Genomic DNA, 21,751 nt, shown 5'->3' with positions numbered 1-21,751 from the left:
AGAACGCTTTCGATTGTTCTACGTTTTTTACAGGCAGGTTGAAGCTCGTGAATGCGGACGTTAATGCCATTTTCAAAACACCTCTTCGTCAAATTAGTTTGTGTTCATTTATGCCTTCGTTTATATAGACGACAGCCGATCCGGGAATTCATCGGTTTCATGATTCGGAAGCGTAAATTTTGAAAAATAACTTGGTATTGAGCTCGGATACCCACCATTCCCGTAAGGTTGCTTATTCTTATTGTGCAGGGATAAAGATTGAACCTCTCTAAAAAGGAATTCGTCTGAATATATGACAATTAAAGGATGGGTATCGAGTGACGGAATGAGGAACGGTATGGAAATTAATGATAAAACCAAAGTACGAAAGAAAAAGTTTGAAACCCTCGCCATTTCAGTATTAGGTTCGAAGGACGTATCCATCCCGCCCATCCGCGGCAATATTTACGATTCGGCGGGACAGCAGATCGCATATTCGATCTCAACTCAGTCCCTATACTTTACTTTCAAAACAGGCTTTAAGCAAGAAGCGGCGGAGGCGCTGGCTGCAAAACTCGTGCAGCTGTTTAACGAAAAAGGCGAAGCGAATTCCAAGCCGTTGACGACTGAGGAAGTTATCGAGGCTATGGACATCAAAGGCAGAGCGCATCCGCCACCAGTACAGTCCCGACCGGGTCGCAGTTCAATTGGTCGGCTATATGAACAAGATGAAGGGAGCCAAGGAGCTAACGGGCAAAGATCATGCGCGGTGAACCATATCATAAGTAACGGCAAGTTTTTATTGTACAACTTGAGTCAAGTATGCAAAAAACGCCAGTGATATGATCAAAAGGAAAGGAGGGAAGACTTCTATGTGCGAATAGAATGAAATGGAACAGCTAGGGGCTCCCCGACCTATTCCGTTGGCTATTCGTCAGGAGGTATTCTCGCCTTATCATTATTTGATCAAGGAGCCAGATAAGATGAATAAGGTACATTTACAACCGGCAGAGATCAAAGTCGGGTTCATTCCGGCACTTTTTATGAATTTGACCCATTGAAGTTGGTTGTAAACAGTGTTACTCTAACAACGGTAAACTCAAAATCTATATTTTGCAATACATCTAACAATAGTCACTATTTTAGTTATAAAGAAAGGTAATACTATGATAAAAGTTGATAACTTATCCTTCTCATTTCCGCAAAAAGAACTATATACAAACATTTCATTTACGCTTGAAGAGGCACAACATTGCGCTTTTATAGGAACAAGTGGCAATGGGAAAAGTACATTAATAGATATACTGATGGATCCAGAAAGATATATGTTCGAGGGCAGGCTAGAAATAGACCCGACTTGCAAAATTGGGCATGTAAGTCAATTTTCACAACTCGACAAAACGAAAGAAACAACAGTTTTTGAATATATAGGGGAAGATTTTATTAAGATACAAAATGAAATAACATCTATTTGTACGGAAATGGAAACATCATCGGATATTGAGTCGTTATTAGAAAAATATCAATTAGCTTTAGACGCATTTGATTCAATCGGTGGGGATGATTTTGAAAGCAACATTAATAAGAAACTAAATCTAGCAAACCTCATGAAGCTAAAAGATCTTAGGGTATCCGACCTGAGTGGTGGGGAATTCAAACTTATTCAAGTGATGAAGGAAATGCTTAGTAGTCCAGACTTAATGATTATGGACGAACCAGATGTATTTTTAGACTTTGAAAACCTAAATGCGCTTAAAAATCTTATTAATTCTCACAAAGGAATACTGCTAGTTGTTACGCACAACCGATATTTATTGAATCATTGTTTCAACAAAATTATACACCTTGAAAACAAGGAGATCCAAGAGTTTGATGGGCGATATATTGATTATAACTTCTCATTACTTCAGACTAAAGTTGAGTTACAAGAACTCACAATCGCTGATGATGAAGAAATTGAGAGAAACGAGAACATAATCAATAATCTTAGAGCTATCGCAACTTATAATTCAGAAGCATCTAGAGGGAAAGCATTAAAAGCTAGAGTTAAGTTTCAAGAAAGGTTGGAAGCGCGTAGAATTAAAGCGCCATTTGTTGATATTAAGCAACCGAATATTAGTTTTGGTATTGATAATGAAATTGAAGACACCATTGTAGTAAATGTTAATAATTATAGTGTTGCCTTTGGTGAGTTGCTTTTAGACAATGTTAACTTTGAGATAAAATCTACTGATAAAGTAGCCATTATTGGTTCAAACGGTACTGGGAAGACGACTTTACTCCGAGATATCTTTAAAAATAATCATGATTCAATTGAAATAAATGCTGATGTTAAAGTGGCTTATTTATCTCAGATTCAAGGCGAAGTGCTAAAGGATTCTAATACAATACTAGAAGAATTCATCGATGCTGGGTTTAAAACTTATGATGAGATTAGATCGTATATTTCAAACTATGGATTTGAAGGAGAAATCGTTAATCAAAAGATAGAATCTTTATCTGGTGGAGAAAAAAACATGCTTCAATTGGCTAAAGTTTCTGCCAGTAAAGCAAACGTATTGCTTCTTGATGAACCGACAAGCCATTTAGACACCTATACACAAGTAGCACTGGAGAAAGCCATTGAAGACTTTAAAGGCGCGATTCTCATGATTTCTCATGATTTCTATTCTGTTGTAAATGGTATGGATTATGTTTTAATCATTGACGATAAGACGATTAGAAAAATGAGTATGCGGAAATTTAGACAGATGATTTATGCTAGTCATTTTGATAGAGACTATTTAGAAACTGAACAAAATAAAAAATCGGTTGAAATGAAAATAGAATTGGCTTTAAAAGATACTAATTTTGAACTTGCAAAAGTATTGGTTGATGAGCTAGAAGAGCTGATTAAGTTGCTTTAAATTACAACCCTCTGAAATGAAGACCCCACAGGATGCCCGGCAGAAGTCTAAACTAGCGGGAACCATTAGGGGTTCGTTTTTTGTGATTAAAGGAGAATATTAAAGTAAGCAAAAGCGCAATTGGAGTAATCCATACACTTTATCTTTTTGCAAAAGAGATGCGAGATCAGAGAGTGGGCCATCCTAAACGGGATGGCTTAAAACTTGCCGGTTCACCTAGCGCGGTGAACCGTACCATAAGTAACGGCGAAATGAATCACTCCTTTACAATTGTTATGGTACAATTGTATGCAATAAGACTTATAACGAAATTAAGTTATTGATATATCGCGCAAAGGACATATTATGAAACAGTGCTTTAATAAAGGAGTTGTGTCAAATGAATAAGAATAAAAGTACAGAAATGAAACGCTCTTCAAAAGCAGAAAACATTCTACCACAGATCAATAGTAAAACTAAGCTAGGCGACTTACGAAAAATCGCGAAGGACATTAAAAAAGATCACGAACTAGCTATGGAACTTTGGTCAACCGAAGAGTTTTTACCCAGACTATTGGCAATCTTAATTATGGACAAAAAACTTCTTTCAGAAGATGTGCTAAATAAGCTTGATAAGGATATGCAGATTCACACATTTGATGAGCGAAATAACTTAATGGATTGGTTAATGGCTAATCAGCTCACCAAAGACAAGAAGAAAATTGCATTGATGGAGTTATGGGAAAATAGTCCTTCTGCTCTTCAAAGGCGAGCCTTCTGGTATTATAAAGGGCGATTGAGATGGACTGGACAAACACCGCCTGATAACACCGCAGACTTACTATCTGCAATTGAAGCTAATATTACGCAGGAAGAACCGGAAGTTCAATGGGCTATGAATTTCACCGCAGGCTGGATAGGCGTTTATGATCAAAAGAATCGAGCACGTTGTATTAAACTTGGTGAGAAAACGGGTCTTTATAAAGATGAAATGGTATCAAAGGGCTGTACTCCCAATTATTTGCCGGAGTTCATTGCGATTGAAGTTAACAAACGAAATAATAATTAGTTACCCCTGAAAAACTCATTAGTGTTTGATATTAAAAATAAAGGAATTCAACTCCTCAATATGGACAAAGGATCTGAAAGTAAGCTTCCAGATCCTTTTTGCTTAAAGAATTTCGCCTTTAGAATGATATGCTGAGCCGTATCACAAATAGAGGCTTATGCGCGCTTTTTTATTGTTATACAACATATGGATTTGGTTTGAATGACAGACTCATTCTTTAAAATAGGGCGTAATCCCTCTTGAATATAGGTTCTCCACTAACTTAAAAAAATCTTCTGACGATAAATCCTTTTGACGCTGGAGCCAAAGACGAAATAAAGAAAGGGAAGTTGTCAGGTAAAACTCAATTTAAGTATGGCGTTAAGAAATGGTTTTGCGGAACGTTTAATTCTAATTGATCCAAAGTGATTTCTTTTTTTAAGCGTTTTAAAAAACGGGTACTTCCATAATCACCCAAAAGGGCACTAAGAACCAGGAGATGTTCTCTTTTGTCCAGACAATAGAGCGTATCTTGAACCGTATGCATCGATAGCTCTTTATTCGCCAATTCTTTTTTTATGTCATTCAATAAGTCATTTTCAACAGAGTCTAACAATTCGTAAATGTCAGTAAAGTATTGATAAAAGGTGCTGCGGTTATATCCTGACTTATTCGCAATTTCCTGAACCGAAATTTTCTCAATCGGCTTCTGGCTATATAACTCACAAAAAACTTCTACAAACTTTTGTCTTGTTTTCTCCGTTATTTGGGGTTGCTTTTTCATGTTTCCCTCCTACTAGCGAATAAGAATATCATCCGACAAATAATAAAAAACTGATGGTTGATCAAGGAATAATAAAGATTTACAATCACATCATACAACATGTTGTCTGATAATCGAAAGGAAATGTTAATAAGTAGGGGTGGTTTTAATGTCAGCAAAACAAGATAGAATTTTAATTTTTGGTGTAGGTGTTATCGGGAGCATGTACGCAATTAAGCTCATTGAAGCAGGATTTGACGTTACCCTGTTTGCACGTTCTAATAGATTTAAATCATTAAGAGAAAATGGCCTGCAATATAAGGAAAAAGGTACGGTTAAATCGATACAAGTGAATGTCATTGATACGCTCGAAAATGACGATGTATACGATTTTATTTTCGTTACCGTTCGTTATGATCGGTCTGAATCAGCGTTGTTAGCGCTAAAAGATAATCAAAGCAAAAATATAGTTACGATGACTAATAATCCAATTGGATTTTCTTCGTGGCTGGATATCGTAGGGGATAGGCTTTTACCAGCTTTTCCCGGCTTTGGCGGACAGATTAAAGATGGAGTATTGCATGCTCGATTTCTACCAAAGATTATAGTGGCAACTGTATTTGGAGAAATTAATGGTGTAGTGACAGAACGCATAGAAAACCTCGCAAAATTATTTAAAGCAGCAAAGCTTCCCTACGTTATTAAAAAGGATATGCAAGCGTATCTAATCACACATTCCGTATCAGACATTGCCCTGATGAGCGTTTTGTATTCTGAGAATAAGATAATTGACAAAAAAACAGCCAGAACCAGAAAGACGGCACGCAAAATAACAGTCACTTTAAAAGCGTATCTAAGGGCAATACAAAAAGCTGGCGTCACAATTGATCCACCAATGCTTAACATGGTGCTTAAATTTCCAAACTTATTTTTGGATCTTTTCTTTATGACATGGCTACGAACTAAAATGGTTAGGGATATGATGTTGCCGGATTATGCGAATAATGCTAACAATGAGATTGTGCAGCTGAGTAAGGATTTAATGAAATTTTTAAGTCAAAATGATATCAAATCGGAAATACATGTTCAGTAATTTTTCGGTTTTAGTCTCCCAACCTTAGGGTGTTTTTGGACCTCTGCTTGCAAAAGAGGTCCTTTTTGGTCGTTTCAGCCTTAATTTTTCTTTGATATAATAGCTCACAAACGGGTAGCCGCTCGTCAAGTTTTCCGGTACCGGCTCGGCGAGACGCCCGTTCGATTCACAAACGCTTCATAAAAGCTCTTCAATGTCGAATATCCGACTTCTTCGCCAATTCGCTGAATCGACCAGTTTTTGTGAAGCAATAGATCCTTGGCTACTTCGATGCGGGTGTCCAGAAGCTTCTGCTTGAAGGTGGTGTTGTAATATTTTTTCAGTATCCGATTCGTCTGCTTGACGCTCAGATTCAACTGCGAAGCGAGGCCGTTGAGTGTAATGTGATGCTTGTATCCATTGAAGTAAATGTCGATGATGCGTGTCCGCAAGTCATCAACCGGTTTATTGGGCAATTCATTCTGGGTTTCGGTATTTGGGCGAATAGAGCGGACAAGACGAACAAGCATCTGAGTAAACAGGCTTTGAATATACGTATATCTTCCGGGAGAAGGGATTTCCAGCTCGCTGCGAATCGATTCGAAAAAGCGCGATATGCCTCCGTCGTCATTGAACTGGACGTAACGGATGTCGGACAGAACTTGAAAAATTTCGTCGCTTTCGATCCGGGAGGAGTTGCGGTCTTCGACCTTCGCATGGCTGAACATGAACTGGGTGTTGAACCGTGTGGTAGGGCTGCTTGGGTTGTTCTGAATTTGATGATACACACCGGGACCTATCAGATGAACCGAACAAGGCTCAATCTGGAAAGACTGATGCTCCACGATCATCGTACCCGATCCTGAAATGAAGTAATGCAATTCATAAGCGAAATGATTGTGCTTGTCCAATCGCTTGTCTACGGATACCGGCTCGAGCACCGAGTCAAGCAGCAGATCGAACAGTAAATATCCGATGCCGACTTTAATGTTCAGATGTTCATAACCCATATGAGGATCACTCCATTCCATGATGTCTTCATTGTACACTAATTTGAGGGGGGGGCGGAAGCGGCTTCAACCCGAAAGCAGGACTACGCTCTATTTTCGACTGCCGACGCCATTCCCCCTCGACATTGCAGCCGCTAGAATTTTCGCAGTATTATTATGATTTGGAGAGGAAGATGAAAGTTGAGTACCCATACTGGAAGAGAATTAATTGGTTATTGGCCTTTGAACGAAAATAGCGAAGATGCTGGTAAATACGGCCGGCATGGAAAGGCGGTAAATATTAAGTTTGATGAGAGCGCTGTCTTTGACGGCCGGCAATCGTTTATTGAGCTTCCGGCACTCCAGGAAACGGATGGCTCCCGCCCGTTCAGCCTGTCGTTGGAATTCAAAATTAATGATGCGGACGGGATCCTTCCGGGCGGTCTTGTTAGCCGTTACTCGAGGGATACAATGAGCGGATGGCATCTTTCCGTGCTTACGCAAACGGGTGTGACTTCAACGCAGTCCAATTGGCGGAATCTTCAATTTGGATGGAGTAACCAAACGCCGAAGCATACATGGAAAGATTGGGGAAGCCCGGGCAATGGCAGACTGGTTTGTACGCTATGCGTATACAATGGATCACTGTATGCAGGCATCTTCGATGACGAGAAGGATCATCTCGGTCATGTATACCGGCTTGATCAAGAAGCGGGAGAATGGATGGACTGCGGGCATCCGGATCAGAGCAACTCCGTCTGGTCGTTGATAGAATGGAAAGGCAGGTTGTATGCGGGTACGATGCGTTACAAGGCGGCGGGCTCCCTACTTCCGGAATCCCCCAATCAGGTGCCAGGCGGCAAGATATACCGGTATGAAGGCGGACAGGAGTGGTCGTTTTTCGCTGAACTGCCGGTTCCGGATTCGGACAGCGTAGGTTCTCTTACCGTCTATCAGGAACGATTGATTGCCATGTCTTATTATCCTCACGGGGTATTTGCCTATGATGAGGAGGGAGCGTGCCAAGTGCTTGGCGCTCCGGGAGCCGATCTTAGAACGATGACCGTGAGCGTTCACCAGGGTTATCTATATATCGGCTGCAATCAAAGCGGAGGCGTATATCGCAGAACCTTGAATACGCCGTGGGAATATTGCGGGACAGCGCCTAAGGTTGACCAGGTTTATTGCTTCTCGACGTTTCATAACGAGCTGCTGATGGGAGTTTGGCATGAAGGGCGCATGCTGCGTTATGAAGGCGGAACGGAGTGGAGCGATTACGGCCTGATGGGCTCGGAAATGGAGGTTATGGGGATTTCCGTGCTGAACGGAAAGCTTTATGGCGGCACTTTGCCAAGCGGGCAAGTGTATGGCTTCAAAGGAGATCGTCAATGGGAGCTGCTTGCCGAGTTGGAGCCTCCGCATCCCGATATTAAATACCGCAGGGTGTGGTCGATGGCGATTTTCAATGGAGGGTTATACGCAGGCACGTTGCCGAGCGGAAAAGTATGGAGTTTGTACAATGATCCTCTTGCCACATATGATACCTCTTTGTCCGACGGCTGGCATGACGCAACGATTTCGTACGATTGTAAGAAATTATCGATATATCTCGATGGCGGGCTGGTTTCTTCCGTCGACGTATCCAATGAGTGCGACTCCATTCAGAATACCGTGCCAATGTTAATAGGATCCGGACCGCAAAGCGTATTTTCGGGGCAAGTCCGGAATGTCAGGCTGTATAATGCAGCACTGAACGACGAACAATATTCAAGCAAGGGAGCCGCCAACTGATGAATCATGACAATTGCTTTTATTGCACGGAAGAGTATAAGGACTACATGAAAGAGGTGGCGATTCTAGCGAATTCCCGAGTCTATCTCAATAATGAGCAGGAATATCCGGGGCGTTGCTATGTCGTTCTGGACATCCACAAGACAGAGATGTTTCAACTGGATGATGATAAGCTGGCCGGGTATATGAAGGATGTTGCCAAAGTAGCCGAAGCGATACATCATGTATTCTCTCCCGATAAAATTAATTATGCGGTATACGGGGACATTGACTCTCATATTCACTTTCATCTTGTACCTAAGACACGTGCGGGGAAAATGTGGGGGTGGCCTTTCGAATTGACCGGAGAAGAAGGGAAGAAAAAATTTTTAACGGATGAACAATATCAATCGATCATTGACAAACTTAAGGCGCATTTGTAAACAACAAGCTAAAGGGGGGCATATAAATGAGAACGTTTAGTGCAAGGATGTATGCAATCATAGCGGTTGTCGGATTGATCGTATTCGTTTTGGCAGGCTGTTCGAAGGACTCTTCCAATTCTCCCGCGAACATAAACGGAAGCCCAAACGGCTCCGACACGAAGTCGAAGATTAAGTTGAAGCTTGTAGGACAAGGGTATTCCAATTTGACGAAAATTCCAGGCTTCGAGGATCGTACAGCAAATGTAGGAGATTATCTCCAATTGATCGCAGATGAGTATACGAAACTTAACCCGCATGTCACCTTTGATGTGCTATCGCTTAATGCAGCGGATGGAACGACGCAGCAGTTGGATGTGGAAATAGCAAGCGGTAAGCTGCCTAGCGTTTTATTCGATTCGGAGGGCAGATCGGCCAAGTTTCGCGGGATGGGATTAACGGCGGCGCTTGACAATTATTTATCTGCGGACGAACGCGCCGATTTCATTGCCGGTTCGCTCCCTGAGCGGGATTTGTGGCGAATTCCCGTCTACACGACGCCTAAAGTGATGGCTATCAATAAGACCTTATTCGAGAAAGCAGGCTTGGCCAATCTGCTTCCCGATCCGAGCGTTCGCAAATGGACAACGGATGAGTATGTAAAAGCATTGAAGGCGATAAACTCGCCTCCCAATGTGTATTCCACGATTCTGTTTGCCAAAACGCAAAGCGCTGCCGAATCGATCATGGGCTACTTGTGGCCGTTCGGCGCGCAAATGTTTAATAGCCCGGATTTCAGTAAAGTAGCCTTGAACAGTCCTGAAGGCGTGAAAGGGGCTCAATTTATTTTAAGTCTTCTCGATCAAGGATTAACGGTACCTGCCCCCGCCGCGTTAACCGATGATGATATGTGGGCGTTGTTCGAGAAGCAGCAGTTGGCGATTGCGCCGGAAGTGCCTGTTTTTGAATCGATGGGCAAGGAGAAAGGGTTCGAGGTTTATTACGTTGCCTATCCTGCTCCTGCGGACAAGAATAGCTCCCCGATGGGCGTGTTTACCGATAATCTGATCGTATTCGAGAACAAGGATCCGAAAGTTGTCGAGGAATCCGCTAAGTTTGCTAAATACGTTTCTGAGCAGTGGGGACCTATTCTTGCAACCGCTCGCAATTCATTCCCTTTAAGAAAGAGCCAGATGGATAAGATGGAGCTTTCGGCCGAGCAGCAAGCTGTTTACAAACTGATGAGCCAAGAAGGGATCATGAACATCGGCCAGGGATTAAGTCAGTATGCCGATATTAGAGAGTTCTATAAAAATATGAATCAAGCGTTATTTACCAAGCATCAAACGCCAGAAGAGGCATTGAAATGGTTTGAAGCCGAGGTTAACAAAATATTAGCCAAGTAAAAAACTCAGTTCAGCGATTGTCCCTGGCGTTCCATTCGAGCAACAGGGACAATCGCGCTTAGCAAGGAATTGTTTACCAGGAGGGAATGCAATGGGGTATCTGGTCAGATTCGTTCGGATCATAATAAAGGAGCGATGGGCATATTATTTCATTTTGCCGGGATATTTGATCTTCTTAATCTTCAATTTCATACCGATGATCCGAACATTTGTCATCAGCTTCTATGAGTATAATTTGGTGAAGCAGACTTATGTAGGATTTCGTAATTATACAGATTTGTTTGCGGATTCGGTCTTTCGCGCCAGCGTTATTAACTCCATTAAATTTGCATTAATTATTACCCCGATTAGTACGGTGGTATCCTTATTGATTGCAGTAACCATCTTTCCCATGCGCAACTGGATGCAATCCATATTCAGAGGCGCCTTCTTCCTCCCCAATGTTGTAGGCGGAGTCATCGTTTCCGCTGTTTGGCTCTGGATTTACCACCCGGTATACGGGATTCTCAATTATTTGCTTTCCCTTTTCGGGGCAGAGCCGGTTTATTGGCTGGCCGATGTATCTACTGCGCTCTTTTCCGCCAGTTTCGTTGTACTAACATGGACATGCGGAACGTTAATCATTATATTTGTTGCGGCACTCGGAGCCATTTCGCCTACTTTATATGAAGCTGCGAAAATTGACGGCGCGTCGCCGGTACGGATTTTTTTCCGGATTACATTGCCAATGCTAAAGTCGATTACCGCCTTTGTGGTCATCACGCAGCTCATTTTCAGCTTTCAGATCTGGGAAGTGGTGTACCTTCTGACTGACGGAGGCCCCTTTAACAGTACGACGACGCTTGTTTTTGATATGTACAAAAGAGCCTTTGTTCGCGGGGACTATGGCGGCGCTTCTGCAGAAGGGATGATTCTTGTTCTGATCATATCCATGTTTGCTCTTCTTTCCTGGTATTTGTTTTCAGAGAGGAGAGAGCGTGCATGAATCGTATGTTATGGACAGGCCGAAAGAGTTTGATTGCACTGGTCGCTTTATTCGCTATGGTATGTGTAGGACCGTTATATTGGATGTTTACAGGATCGTTTAAAGAAATGAAGTCAACCATGCAGGTGCCCCCGGAGCTGATTCCGCTTGTGCCAACGCTGGAAAACTATCGGACGTTGTTTAATGGAAGCTTCCCCATTTGGTCATGGCTTCTGAATAGCTTTTCAATTAGCGCGCTTACAACCGTATTTTGCATCCTTATTTGTACCATGATGGGTTATGCGTTCAGTAAAAAGAGCTTTCCACTCAAATCCGTTTTGTTCGTCTCCATTCTGATTACGATGATGCTGCCTAAGCAAGCTGCGTTAATTCCGCTATTTCTTACCGTGCTTAAGTTTGGATTGATGGATAATATATTAGGAGCGATTATTCCGCTTGTTGTGTGGCCTTACGGTATTTTTATGATGCGGCAATTCATCCAATCCATACCGAATGAGCTTCTGGAATCGGCAAAGATTGACGGTGCATCGGAACCGGTAATTTTTACGGGGATAATAATTCCGTTGGTTAAACCGTCGATCACTGCGCTTGCAGTTATTATGTTTTTAACGTCATGGAACGACTTTATGTGGCAACTGATCGTCCTTAAAGATATTCATTCATGGACAATTAATATTGGAATTTCGGTAATATCTAGAAACCCGGTCGGTAATTCGCCAACCATAAATTACGGTTTAGCGATGGCCGGGGGGACGATTGGCGCGATTCCGTTGATAATTATATTTATCGCCTTGCAGAAGTACTTTGTAAAAGGATTGACTATGGGGGCGGTCAAAGAATAAGCCGACGCCGATACGGCGGCATACAATCCCGAGGTTATAGCCTGAAGCTGACCTTGCAGTTGACAGACGAAAAGGGAACGGGATGTAAAGTCAAGCAGCCACTCGAGTGAGAGTGGCTGCTTGTTGCTTGACTCGTACGGTGTATTTGTCAAAGAGGAAATGAAGGAGTTGGAATCGCTTATTTCATTGGAACCTGAGACCTTTCTTTTCCTTTTTCGTATAAATAGGTGATGCTTATATTGAAACGAATGGAGGAGCAGCAATTGCGTCTGATCTTAGAAAATATCGTCAAGCGATTCGAGGATAAACAGGTACTCCAGGGAGCCGGATTCACCTTTGAGAAAGGGAAAATATATGGGCTGCTAGGGCGCAACGGAGCAGGCAAGACGACGTTGTTCGACTGCCTGAGCGGAGAGAAGGACATGAATGGCGGACAGGTGATGCTGGAGGAGAATGGCCACACGCGGAAGCTAAGCGAGCAGGATGTTGGGTATGTGTATTCGCTGCCGATTCTGCCCGAGTTCCTGACGGGCTATGAGTTTGTGAAGTTTTTTATGGATATTAATCGGGGCAAGCTGCAGATGGAGCAGACGATTGACGATTATTTTGACATGATGAGCATGACAACGGAGGATCGCCACCGGCTGATTAAAGGCTACTCGCACGGAATGAAGAATAAGCTGCAGATGTTGCTATTTCTCATAACGAAGCCGCCGATCATTCTACTCGATGAGCCGCTCACCTCCTTCGATGTCATTGTTGCTCTGGAGATGAAGAATATGTTAAGGGAAATGAAAAGTGATCATATTCTAATTTTCTCCACGCATATTTTGCAATTGGCTTCTGATTTGTGTGATGAGCTAGTTGTGTTGAACAAAGGGAAATTGTCTGCCATGCCGTCCGAGCTGCTGCACAGCGCAGAATTCGAGCAAGCGGTCATTAATTTGCTGAAGGATGAATCCCATGCTGAGAACGCTTAATACGCTGCTGGCTATTCGCACATCCATTAGGGTAAACCTGCTCATTTATTACATTCAGAAGCTGCCGTTAATCGGTAAGCTAGTAAAGAACAGCTTCTACGCTAAATTCGATTTCAAAAAAGCTGTTTCTGTTATTGTGCTGCTGTTCAACCAGTTATGGGGAGTCATGCTTCGATTTGTTTATCTGGGGGTACTGATATACTTACCTGTGATCGGATTAGGAGAGGGATTGTCAGAGGCAGATCAGCTGCGGCAATTTATACATATTTTCACCATCATCAGCTTTGTGGCGGCAGCCGTCAGCAGCGCGACTATACTTGAACCAAAGCGGGAGAAATACGTAGCTGTGAAGCTGATGAGATTGTCTCCAACGAGATATATGTTGGCTTCGCTTGGATATCGCTATGTGACTTTTTTGGTGTATCTGCTACCTGCGATGATTCTGTTCGGCACACGCTTGGGAGCAACCGTCATAGAAGCAGTTCTGTTATCTATATTGATCACATTATGGCGAATTCTAGCGGAGTATGCGCATCTTAAGATTTTTGAGAAAACCGGCATTGTATTGATTAAGCAAACTGCTCTCGTCTGGAGCGTCCTTTTTGTTGGATATGCTGCTGCATATTTGCCGCTTCTGCTGGGCAAGGTTCTGTCTACGGAATCGTTTCTTATGAGTTTGCCTGTCTGCATCGTTATTACAGCTGGAGGGCTGTTCGCAGCCATTAAGCTGGCTCGTTATTCTGGTTACCGAGGAATTGTTGATGCCGCAAGCAAAAGGGATGATCCTCTGCTGGATATAGGTCGTATGATGACGGATGCGCAGATGAAGAGCGTGAAGTCAAAGGATAGCGACTATACCGTGAAGCTGAACCAGCAGGACAAGCTTGAGACAAAGGAAGGCTATGCTTATCTGAACGCAATTTTCTTTCTCAGACATCGCAGCCTGTTTAGCAGCCCTGTTAACAAGCGATTAGCTATCATCGGCGCTTTCGGAGTGGCGGGAGTGATCCTCATGGTCCTATTCCGCGGGCAGTTGCAAGACCAGCAATGGAGTTTGGAAATGATCTTCCCCTTCTTGGTTCTGATCATGTACTTCATGTCTGTAGGAGAGAAAATATGCAGAGCAATGTTTTACAACTGTGATCTAAGTTTGATGCGGTACGGCTTCTATCGCAGCGCGGCCTATAGCCATTTCCTGATTCGCCTTGGAAAAGTGATGAGCTTAAACATGGTGATTGCCGCCGCTCTTGGGGTGTCACTGACAGCTATTAACGTAGCATTAGGAGGGGAGTGGCTGAGCAGAGAGCTGCTTATGCTTTGGGTCTGCGTTATATCACTGTCCGCTTTTTTTACTGTGCATCATTTGTTTATGTATTATATTTTCCAACCGTATTCTACAGAGCTAAATATGAAAAACCCGCTGTATCTTATCGTGAACATGGTGGTGTCATCCTTGGGCGGAATTAGTATTATTTTGAGAATACCGGTAGTACCTTTCACTGTTACTATATTTGCGATGACACTAATTTACTTGGCTGCTGCTCTTGTTCTTGTGCAGAAGTACGGGCAGAGAACGTTTCGAGTGAAGTAATATGACTGCGGTTGTTCGTCAGCATAATAGACTTTATAAATGTCCCTTGAATAAGACAAAAAGCTGACTGTGTGAACAGTCGGCTTTTCTTGGCTATTCCGCTGACGGGTAGTTGGTGATTTTCTAATTAAGCTAACGGGACACGATTGTGGAGTAAATATATGGTAAAATGGGTGTATAACATGCCCCCTTGATGGTTAAGGAGACCGACTTAAAAAGTCAACAGAATTGGGACTTCAGAATGTCATCAATAAGTTAAATAGCCTGGAATAGCCTTACATAAGAAGTACGAAAATAGTATTACATCTAGTGGAGCAAGCATCTCTGGGTGACAAGAACAATATCTCATTCCCGACAAGTTTATTGTCTCCTCGCAGCCGCACCTCGAACGAGAGCTTTTGAAGATAGCCATTCGGCCGATGTTTTACATGGGCATAAAGTCATGAATTTATTACGTTAACAGGCAGATTAATTCAAGAGCAAAATCGAATGAGGTGTCAAATGTCAACGGGAAAACGAAAGAGTTTTTTTGCGACGAAGAATGATCTTCTCCCAGGATTAGTGAATATATCTAAGAAATTTGGTTTGTTTTATGTAGAAGGAATTCTCCATGAATCGCCTAATATTGGGATTTATGAGGATTTGTTGGATTACGAAGGGTTAGGCACGAGTAAATGGGGAAGTCATCTGGATAACTATTTCCACGTTTATGAACGGAGTCATGGTCGTCCGAGTGTGAGAGCAATTCCTCAGCGTAATGGGGATACGAAATATGATGTTTCCCTTGACGAGTCGCGCAGCCTTTCTCTGTTTTTAAGCGGAGTATATCAAGACATTTGTATTGTACAAGGTAGTGTGCAAGCCTTGCCGCCTGCATACCACTTAATTGGTCCAGTTGCGCGTGAATTGACACGAGGGTTCAAAAAGGTGAGAAATTATGCGATCGGGCCAGAAGCTTATGATTTAGCTAAAACCCATGGATACAGATTGGTTACGATTCAGGTAGAATCACCAACAGAATATGATTTGAAGTTGGAATAAGGGCGTCCTGTTGTTACGCTAACATTAACGAGATAACTAATAAGATCCATAAAATCTTTGATAAAGTTGCTAATGATTAGACAGATACGGCAAGAGAAAGGAATAACGAGGCAGAATTTTGTTGTCAAAAAAGAAAACCGTCAGACTTTTTCATCACATGGCATCAACATGAAATAGATTGCAGAAAGGAGTGATTAAAGCTGACACCGAAACAGGATCAATCCAAGTTGTTTGAAACCCGGTTTTACAAAGAGAGTGACGAGACTCTTACAGTGCTAGCGAGGAACGGAGATAGGGAAGCATTTGACGAGCTTGTCGTTCGGCACAGGATGAAAGCCTTTACTTGGGCTCGTAAGATCACGCGGAATCATCATTTAACGGAAGATATCGTTCAGGATGCGTTGCTGCGAGCATTTCTGCATCTAGGATCGCTTACCGATGTGGCTAGGTTTCTACCTTGGCTGCGGAGAATCGTAACGAACCAAGCGCTGATGCGGATGAGACGCGGCGGCCCGTTTAAGAAAGAGCTGCCGTTATCCGGCTATTCTTTGCCATCGCTGCGCCAACGAGACTTTGACGTTCACGATATGGACGCTATTATGCATTATTTATCCGAACGTCTTCGCCAGAACGGCTGTGACAAGGAGGGAACGAATCCGCAGCTTAACTTGGAAAGACGAGAGTTTATCGATATGATCCGAAGCTTGTTGCCCTGTCTCACCGAACGCGAGAGGCGTGTTTTTGAAGCACGTTTTTTTGAAGAGTGCTCTCCGCAAGAAATCGCGCAACTATATGGCTTGACGACCAGCAACGTGTACAAGCTTATATCCCGATCACGCCATAAAATCGCGCAGGAGCGTATGGTCGTGGCAATCAGCAATCATATTTTACGGCGAAAGGAAGATAAGAACGCAATGACAATCATACTGGATAAAAGGACCCTTATGGAACCGTACCAACCGTCGGTACTTACGTTTAACAACCTTCTCCACCATGCGTTGATGCTCGACAAACCGGACATTTCGTTAGCCTGTACGGAAGGGTATTTGATGTTCGCCTTTAACATCAACATTGAACAAGACAGCGTCGATATGTCCAGTACGAATATGGTGGATCGGAACTACTTGCTTTATAACGGCTTGTTATCACTCGGATATAAAACCGAATATGCAGAAGCGTTTGACTTCGACCCGCCTCATCCGGATCTTACCGTTCAAGCGATCAAGATCGTTCAGCAGTCGATCGATCTCGGCATGCCGGCATTCGTTTGGGAACTTATTAATCAGGAGTTTGGGCTAATCTACGGTTACGATGATGAAACTAGGCAATTTTACGGTATTGATTCCAAGTCAGATACGACGATTCCCTATGATCGTCTGGGGACATTACAAACGAAATCGCTGTTTGTGCTCGGCTTTGCCGATAAGCTGGACGTGAAGAGGGAGCAGCAGGTGCTTCGGATGTGTAAAATGGTGATTCGCCATGCACGTGGTGGCGAAGCGACATTTACTGGTTATGCAAACGGTCTGCAAGGATATGATGCATGGATCGATGTATTCAATCGAAAATCGGTGGATCCTCTCGGACAAGCGTATACAATTACGGTTATTAGGGAAGCACGGGGGCAAGCCGCCAAATTTTTGCGGGAAATTGCCAAGCCATGGCTGTCAGGTGAACCTTGGGAATTGGAAGTCGGAAGGTTGCTGCTGGAAGCATCTGAGCAATACGACGTTGTCAACCAGCAGTTTTCGATGCTTACCGAGCTGTTTCCGGCACCAACTGGCGGAGAACCAAATAATCCGGAAATTGCGAAGAAAGGCATCACGATCGTACAAGGGGCGAAAGCTTCGGAGGAAGCAGCTGTAGAGAAGCTGGAGCGTATCATCGAGCTTTTGGAACAAGTACCTTCTGCCAGTAAATATCTTCCAGTAATCACGGATCCACCACGCGCTTATGTAATGTAGAGATATGTGAATTCTGATCTATTTCTCAGGGGGGCTTGTTCAACTAGCGGGCAGGATCATACAACTTTTCTGTTGACGACACCTATATTAAGTAGTATTATTTTACCAATTTAGCTTATTTTGTGGGGAGGATACAGATGTCTAAAATTCAGGCAATTGTACTGGACTTGGACGGAACCTTGCTCGGTAGTGATAAATCGATATCTCCTAGGAATTATCAGGCTGTTAAAAAATGTTTTGATTCCGGAATTCATATTATTATTGCCACGGCGCGGCCGCCTAGAGCGGCTAATCAATTTTTGATGAAGGGTATTAAGCGATATCGGAGTGAAATCAGAAAATGTAATGGTATTCGGGGATGATTTTAACGATTTAGGCCTATTCCGTATGTCCGGATTTCCGGTCGCAATGGAAAACGCGATAATTGAACTAAAGAATTGTGCAGCCCACGTAACCGATTCAAATGATAATGATGGTGTTGCTGTTGCAATTGAGAGATTTGTGGTGTGATCACTTGCAGATAATGATTCAACTAACCGGTAACGTTAGTTGAACGATACAAGGAGCAGTTTGCCGCGGCAGTTGCTCCTTGTTTTTATTAAGCTAACATAAATACAACTTTTCCTAAAATCCAACGTTTAATAAATAAAAGAGATGAGGGATGCAACAATGAGAAAATGGACTGGATTTATGCTCGTATTTTCATTATGCGTAAGTATGTTGGCGCCAGCAGGACAAATTAAAGCCGCAGCTGCAAGTGTAAAGGTTACGCTGCCAAATTTTGAAGTAAAGCTGAATGGTCACACAGTAGAAAATCAGTACAGGGAATACCCGCTCCTTGTTTATCGTGGTATTACCTATTTCCCGATGACTTGGAACGATACCAGAATGTTTGGTTTGGAGACAACTTGGTCACAAGCAGCCGGCTTAAACATTAAGCAAAGCCCAGTGACCTCTTCGTATGCGCCTTACAAATCCGGGAGTCGCAATAAGTCTACATACTCCACTAAGATTTCCACATCGGCCATCACGGTCAATGGCAAGGTGATCAATAATTCAAAAGAACCATATCCGTTGTTAAACTTCCGGGACATTACCTATTTCCCGCTAACCTGGGGTTTCGCGCATGACGAATTTGGGTGGAATTATAAGTGGAGTACTGCCAGCGGACTTAGCATTACTTCCCATAACCCGCAGTTGCAAACGGCAGGCCTTCCGGCATATGCTGCTAATAATGATGTCGTCCTTTTTAAGGGATATTATTATTTCGTTGAGACGAAGGGCTCGACAAACCATATCTATCGGGCTTCTGAAAAGCAGTCGTCTGCAAAGGAAGAGATATTCTCTTATACCTTCGATAAAGAAAATGAATGGCAACCCGATGAGGTATCCTTTCAAATCCGTGACAACCATCTATGGTTTACTTATCACCGTGGTGAAGGGGTTGCCGGTACTGACGAATTCTTCAAAATCAACGATAATGGGAAAGCGGAGCTACTACATAGCGGATATCTCGATTTCCGCGATACCCCATATGGAACACTAATCATCAACCTTGGCTCTGATAATGATTATGGCAACCTGTTTCTTCAGGATGGTACAAATCGTAAGCCTTTGGGAGAACCAGAAGTGAATTGGGGCTATCCTAATCCTACCGCTACCACTGTCGTTGGTGATGATATCTACTTGTTAAGTCGTTTCGAAAGAAACCCGTATTTCATCTATAGAGTTAACCTGAGAACGAATAACACAGAAAAGATCGTGGACTCGGCAGTCAGCTTTTTCCAGATTTTCGATAACAAGCTGTACTATATAAATAAGGATGACAACAACGCATTGTATTCCTCTATGCTAGACGGGACGAATAAGACGAAGCTGTCCGAACATGCTGTTTCATGGTTTGATAGTATTGAGGGCAATATATATTACACAAATAAAATAAATTCAACCCAGTTTGAGCTGTACAAGGTTAATTTGAACGGGAACGACACTCTTGTATGGACATCGCCGGTTGCCAGCGTTCAAGTATTAAATAATCAGCTCGTATTGCAGCTTGGCGGTAACAATGGCGTCGTACTACTGGATAATTCCGGACGCTTGCTGCTAAAAGTAGCAGAGCCGATTTCGCGTGTACTTACGTCCGATAATGGGCTACTGCTACAAAATGCTAAAAATTCTTCTTTAGCTGTTATTCGTTTATGAATACCAATATGAAGAGGTAGCATTGCACCAATGAAGAATTTAGTGGAGCAGCACTGGATGGCTCTAGAACTAAGCTAACGGGATAGGGCAGTTTCTTTATGTATCATTAGAAGAAGATCATCAATACTACTAGAACAATTCCCCGAGGAAGACGGAATCATTACCTTTCGACCAATTGGAGGAACAATTGAATATGGGGAAGATAGTAAGTCGGCAGTAATACGCGAGGTAAAGGAAGAGATAAATGTTGACATCATAGACCCTAAATTAATTGGAGTAGTTGAAAATATCTACCCCAGTTACGGTCAAATCGGGCATGAGTACGATTTTATTTATGAAGCAAGGTTTGATAGTATCGATGATTATAATAGAGAAGTATTTGAAGGCGTTGAAGGTAACAAGGTGTTTTTTGCTGTATGGAAAAGCCTAAGTGATTTTGTTGACAATCCTCGATACAAACTTGTGCCTGACGGTCTGTATAATATACTGGTAAATGATGTTGAACAAGACTTAGTCTCCGATATTAAACACATTAACACTAGAGATTTTATGGTATTTACTGACTCAACTAACGGGAAACGTTAATTGAACGATACAAGGAGCAGTTTGCCGCGGCAGTTGCTCCTTGTTTTTATTGACGAATTCGAATCCTTTCTACAAACTAAAAAATGGAGGTCATATCTATGACAACACTTCACCTAACGGTTGGCCTTCCGTGTAGCGGAAAGACAACACTTGCTCGACAACTTGAAGAGAGATACTCGGCACTTCGTCTTACTCCTGATGAATGGCACACCAGATTGTATGGTCAGGATATTAATGATGTGAATCACGAAAAAAGACACGATTTAGTAGAATCTATGCTTTGGGAAGTGGCAGCTAGGGTACTAGTGCTTGGAGTAGATGTTATTTTAGACTTCGGATGCTGGGTACATAGCCAACGAGACAGTATGAGGTTCCGGGCGTCACAATTGGGTGCAGACTTTAAAATCCACTTTTTAGACGCTTCCGACGAGGTTCTTCTTGCACGGCTTGCGGAAAGAAATGCTCAACTTCCAAAGGGGGCCGTTTACATTCCAGAAAGTAAGCTTAAAGAGTGGGCAACCATTTTTGAGCCTCCGTTTCCAGAAGAGCTTGAATATAGTTGCATTTATCATCAAAGTTAAAACGAACAATTTGTTAGGCTAACGGTTACGGTAGTTCCATTAAATGGTATTATTTAGAGGTGACGAAATCCAAGTAAATGGAGGCCAAAGAATTGCCCAATTCAAATTTTATATTTCCTGAAATAGCGACCGAGAGGTTGAAACTCATCATTCTGACTTTAGACCATACTGATGCCGTATTTAAGCATTTTTCAGATGAGGATGTTACAAGATTTATGGATATAAGCCCATGTAAAGATAAAAGCGAAGCTGAAGAAATCATAAGATTTCACATAGAAGACACAGGTTGTCGCTGGGGGATTTTTAGCAAAAGCAATACTGATTTTATAGGAACTTGTGGCTTCCATTGTTGGATTCAGGGAGAACAACATAGAGCTGAAATCGGGTTTGATTTAGCAAAGGAATATTGGGGCAAAGGAATTATGCAAGAAACATTGAAGCCTGTAATAGATTTTGGCTTCAAACATATGAGCTTAGACATAATTGAAGCTACTGTTGAGCAAGAAAACGACAGATCAATTAACTTACTTCAAAAACTTAATTTTGAAAGAGAACCAGAATTACGAGATCAGTTGATATATTTCTTCTTACTGCGAGAACATTGGGGATTAACCTTTTGATTTGGGGAACTTTGGCTATATACAAA

General features: G+C 42.5%; 20 protein-coding genes and 3 pseudogenes. 20 read left to right on the top strand and 3 right to left on the bottom strand.

The window, feature by feature from the left end:
- Positions 1 to 70 (bottom strand): annotated as a pseudogene (locus J2Z66_RS43950) (glyoxalase/bleomycin resistance/extradiol dioxygenase family protein); the annotation flags it as partial.
- Between the two features lie 222 nt (positions 71 to 292).
- Here J2Z66_RS43950 and J2Z66_RS38125 point away from each other — a divergent pair.
- The 4 genes and pseudogenes from J2Z66_RS38125 to J2Z66_RS38115 all read left to right on the top strand — a co-directional run bounded on the left by J2Z66_RS38125 (position 293) and on the right by J2Z66_RS38115 (position 3,933).
- Positions 293 to 820, top strand: coding sequence for a hypothetical protein (locus J2Z66_RS38125; RefSeq protein ID WP_209978531.1), 528 nt, complete (start codon positions 293 to 295; stop codon positions 818 to 820).
- Positions 821 to 1,145: 325 nt separating this feature from the next.
- The gene (locus J2Z66_RS38120; protein ID WP_209978529.1) at positions 1,146 to 2,885 is read left to right on the top strand and encodes an ABC-F family ATP-binding cassette domain-containing protein; all 1,740 of its coding nucleotides are present in this window, start codon (positions 1,146 to 1,148) and stop codon (positions 2,883 to 2,885) included.
- Positions 2,881 to 2,988: pseudogene (locus tag J2Z66_RS44380) on the top strand (DUF8821 family protein); the annotation flags it as partial. The gene J2Z66_RS38120 and the pseudogene J2Z66_RS44380, both read left to right, overlap by 5 nt.
- Positions 2,989 to 3,264: 276 nt before the next feature.
- On the top strand, positions 3,265 to 3,933 hold the full coding sequence (locus tag J2Z66_RS38115) for a DNA alkylation repair protein (protein WP_209978527.1): 669 nt from the start codon (positions 3,265 to 3,267) through the stop codon (positions 3,931 to 3,933).
- A gap of 343 nt (positions 3,934 to 4,276) precedes the next feature.
- On the opposite strand, the gene J2Z66_RS38110 is transcribed toward J2Z66_RS38115, so the two are convergent.
- Positions 4,277 to 4,696 carry a TetR/AcrR family transcriptional regulator gene (locus J2Z66_RS38110; protein WP_245376151.1) on the bottom strand — a complete coding sequence of 140 codons (420 nt, stop codon included), beginning with the start codon at positions 4,694 to 4,696 and terminating at the stop codon, positions 4,277 to 4,279.
- 148 nt (positions 4,697 to 4,844) lie between these two features.
- Here J2Z66_RS38110 and J2Z66_RS38105 point away from each other — a divergent pair, with 148 nt between their 5' ends.
- Complete coding sequence (locus J2Z66_RS38105; protein WP_209978525.1) at positions 4,845 to 5,768, top strand: ketopantoate reductase family protein; 924 nt, start codon at positions 4,845 to 4,847, stop codon at positions 5,766 to 5,768.
- Positions 5,769 to 5,893: 125 nt separating this feature from the next.
- Here J2Z66_RS38105 and J2Z66_RS38100 read toward each other — a convergent pair whose 3' ends face one another.
- Entirely contained in the window at positions 5,894 to 6,757 is an 864-nt protein-coding gene (locus J2Z66_RS38100) for a helix-turn-helix transcriptional regulator (RefSeq protein WP_209978523.1), read from the bottom strand.
- Positions 6,758 to 6,937: 180 nt separating this feature from the next.
- Between J2Z66_RS38100 and J2Z66_RS38095 the strand changes: the two genes are divergently transcribed.
- The 15 genes and pseudogenes from J2Z66_RS38095 to J2Z66_RS38030 all read left to right on the top strand — a co-directional run bounded on the left by J2Z66_RS38095 (position 6,938) and on the right by J2Z66_RS38030 (position 21,725).
- Positions 6,938 to 8,527 (top strand): LamG-like jellyroll fold domain-containing protein, encoded by a 1,590-nt coding sequence (locus J2Z66_RS38095; protein WP_209978521.1) that lies wholly within the window; start codon positions 6,938 to 6,940, stop codon positions 8,525 to 8,527.
- Positions 8,527 to 8,949, top strand: coding sequence for an HIT family protein (locus J2Z66_RS38090; RefSeq protein WP_209978518.1), 423 nt, complete (start codon positions 8,527 to 8,529; stop codon positions 8,947 to 8,949). Before J2Z66_RS38095 ends, J2Z66_RS38090 begins: the two co-directional genes overlap by 1 nt.
- 26 nt (positions 8,950 to 8,975) lie before the next feature.
- Positions 8,976 to 10,334 (top strand): ABC transporter substrate-binding protein, encoded by a 1,359-nt coding sequence (locus tag J2Z66_RS38085; protein ID WP_209978517.1) that lies wholly within the window; start codon positions 8,976 to 8,978, stop codon positions 10,332 to 10,334.
- A 91-nt stretch (positions 10,335 to 10,425) separates the two neighbouring features.
- A complete protein-coding gene (locus J2Z66_RS38080) occupies positions 10,426 to 11,319 on the top strand; it encodes a carbohydrate ABC transporter permease (protein ID WP_209978515.1) in 894 nt (297 codons plus the stop codon).
- Positions 11,316 to 12,161, top strand: a complete 846-nt coding sequence (locus J2Z66_RS38075; RefSeq protein ID WP_209978513.1) for a carbohydrate ABC transporter permease — start codon at positions 11,316 to 11,318, stop codon at positions 12,159 to 12,161. Before J2Z66_RS38080 ends, J2Z66_RS38075 begins: the two co-directional genes overlap by 4 nt.
- Positions 12,162 to 12,409: 248 nt before the next feature.
- Positions 12,410 to 13,141, top strand: coding sequence for an ABC transporter ATP-binding protein (locus J2Z66_RS38070; protein ID WP_245376153.1), 732 nt, complete (start codon positions 12,410 to 12,412; stop codon positions 13,139 to 13,141).
- Entirely contained in the window at positions 13,125 to 14,732 is a 1,608-nt protein-coding gene (locus tag J2Z66_RS38065; protein WP_209978511.1) for a hypothetical protein, read from the top strand. Before J2Z66_RS38070 ends, J2Z66_RS38065 begins: the two co-directional genes overlap by 17 nt.
- A gap of 501 nt (positions 14,733 to 15,233) precedes the next feature.
- Positions 15,234 to 15,773, top strand: a complete 540-nt coding sequence (locus J2Z66_RS38060; RefSeq protein WP_209978509.1) for a hypothetical protein — start codon at positions 15,234 to 15,236, stop codon at positions 15,771 to 15,773.
- Between the two features lie 227 nt (positions 15,774 to 16,000).
- A complete protein-coding gene (locus tag J2Z66_RS38055) occupies positions 16,001 to 17,737 on the top strand; it encodes an RNA polymerase sigma factor (RefSeq protein ID WP_209978507.1) in 1,737 nt (578 codons plus the stop codon).
- Between the two features lie 137 nt (positions 17,738 to 17,874).
- A complete protein-coding gene (locus J2Z66_RS43945; RefSeq protein ID WP_312894986.1) occupies positions 17,875 to 18,099 on the top strand; it encodes an HAD family hydrolase in 225 nt (74 codons plus the stop codon).
- Positions 18,083 to 18,247: an HAD hydrolase family protein gene (locus J2Z66_RS43940; RefSeq protein ID WP_312894988.1), complete on the top strand. Its 165-nt coding sequence runs from the start codon at positions 18,083 to 18,085 to the stop codon at positions 18,245 to 18,247. Before J2Z66_RS43945 ends, J2Z66_RS43940 begins: the two co-directional genes overlap by 17 nt.
- 159 nt (positions 18,248 to 18,406) lie before the next feature.
- Positions 18,407 to 19,939, top strand: a complete 1,533-nt coding sequence (locus J2Z66_RS38045) for a DUF5050 domain-containing protein (protein WP_209978505.1) — start codon at positions 18,407 to 18,409, stop codon at positions 19,937 to 19,939.
- A gap of 96 nt (positions 19,940 to 20,035) precedes the next feature.
- Positions 20,036 to 20,524, top strand: a pseudogene (locus J2Z66_RS44240) (NUDIX hydrolase); the annotation flags it as partial.
- 98 nt (positions 20,525 to 20,622) lie between these two features.
- Positions 20,623 to 21,105 (top strand): P-loop nucleotide/nucleoside kinase family protein, encoded by a 483-nt coding sequence (locus J2Z66_RS38035; protein ID WP_209978504.1) that lies wholly within the window; start codon positions 20,623 to 20,625, stop codon positions 21,103 to 21,105.
- A gap of 92 nt (positions 21,106 to 21,197) precedes the next feature.
- Entirely contained in the window at positions 21,198 to 21,725 is a 528-nt protein-coding gene (locus J2Z66_RS38030) for a GNAT family N-acetyltransferase (RefSeq protein ID WP_245376150.1), read from the top strand.
- Positions 21,726 to 21,751 lie beyond the last annotated feature (26 nt).

This window comes from Paenibacillus eucommiae (assembly GCF_017874215.1).
Taxonomy (GTDB): Bacteria; Bacillota; Bacilli; order Paenibacillales; family NBRC-103111; genus Paenibacillus_AI; species Paenibacillus_AI eucommiae.
This window is presented reverse-complemented; position numbering and strand designations above follow the sequence as displayed.

Bases quoted from the DNA above. Each gene is read 5' to 3' on its own strand.
- J2Z66_RS38125 (WP_209978531.1), top strand. From the start codon at position 293: ATGACAATTAAAGGATGGGTATCGAGTGACGGAATGAGGAACGGTATG.
- J2Z66_RS38120 (WP_209978529.1), top strand. From the start codon at position 1,146: ATGATAAAAGTTGATAACTTATCCTTCTCATTTCCGCAAAAAGAACTA.
- J2Z66_RS38115 (WP_209978527.1), top strand. From the start codon at position 3,265: ATGAATAAGAATAAAAGTACAGAAATGAAACGCTCTTCAAAAGCAGAA.
- J2Z66_RS38110 (WP_245376151.1), bottom strand. From the start codon at position 4,696: ATGAAAAAGCAACCCCAAATAACGGAGAAAACAAGACAAAAGTTTGTA.
- J2Z66_RS38105 (WP_209978525.1), top strand. From the start codon at position 4,845: ATGTCAGCAAAACAAGATAGAATTTTAATTTTTGGTGTAGGTGTTATC.
- J2Z66_RS38100 (WP_209978523.1), bottom strand. From the start codon at position 6,757: ATGGGTTATGAACATCTGAACATTAAAGTCGGCATCGGATATTTACTG.
- J2Z66_RS38090 (WP_209978518.1), top strand. From the start codon at position 8,527: ATGAATCATGACAATTGCTTTTATTGCACGGAAGAGTATAAGGACTAC.
- J2Z66_RS38085 (WP_209978517.1), top strand. From the start codon at position 8,976: ATGAGAACGTTTAGTGCAAGGATGTATGCAATCATAGCGGTTGTCGGA.
- J2Z66_RS38080 (WP_209978515.1), top strand. From the start codon at position 10,426: ATGGGGTATCTGGTCAGATTCGTTCGGATCATAATAAAGGAGCGATGG.
- J2Z66_RS38075 (WP_209978513.1), top strand. From the start codon at position 11,316: ATGAATCGTATGTTATGGACAGGCCGAAAGAGTTTGATTGCACTGGTC.
- J2Z66_RS38070 (WP_245376153.1), top strand. From the start codon at position 12,410: ATGGAGGAGCAGCAATTGCGTCTGATCTTAGAAAATATCGTCAAGCGA.
- J2Z66_RS38065 (WP_209978511.1), top strand. From the start codon at position 13,125: ATGCTGAGAACGCTTAATACGCTGCTGGCTATTCGCACATCCATTAGG.
- J2Z66_RS38060 (WP_209978509.1), top strand. From the start codon at position 15,234: ATGTCAACGGGAAAACGAAAGAGTTTTTTTGCGACGAAGAATGATCTT.
- J2Z66_RS43945 (WP_312894986.1), top strand. From the start codon at position 17,875: ATGTCTAAAATTCAGGCAATTGTACTGGACTTGGACGGAACCTTGCTC.
- J2Z66_RS43940 (WP_312894988.1), top strand. From the start codon at position 18,083: ATGGTATTCGGGGATGATTTTAACGATTTAGGCCTATTCCGTATGTCC.
- J2Z66_RS38045 (WP_209978505.1), top strand. From the start codon at position 18,407: ATGAGAAAATGGACTGGATTTATGCTCGTATTTTCATTATGCGTAAGT.
- J2Z66_RS38035 (WP_209978504.1), top strand. From the start codon at position 20,623: ATGACAACACTTCACCTAACGGTTGGCCTTCCGTGTAGCGGAAAGACA.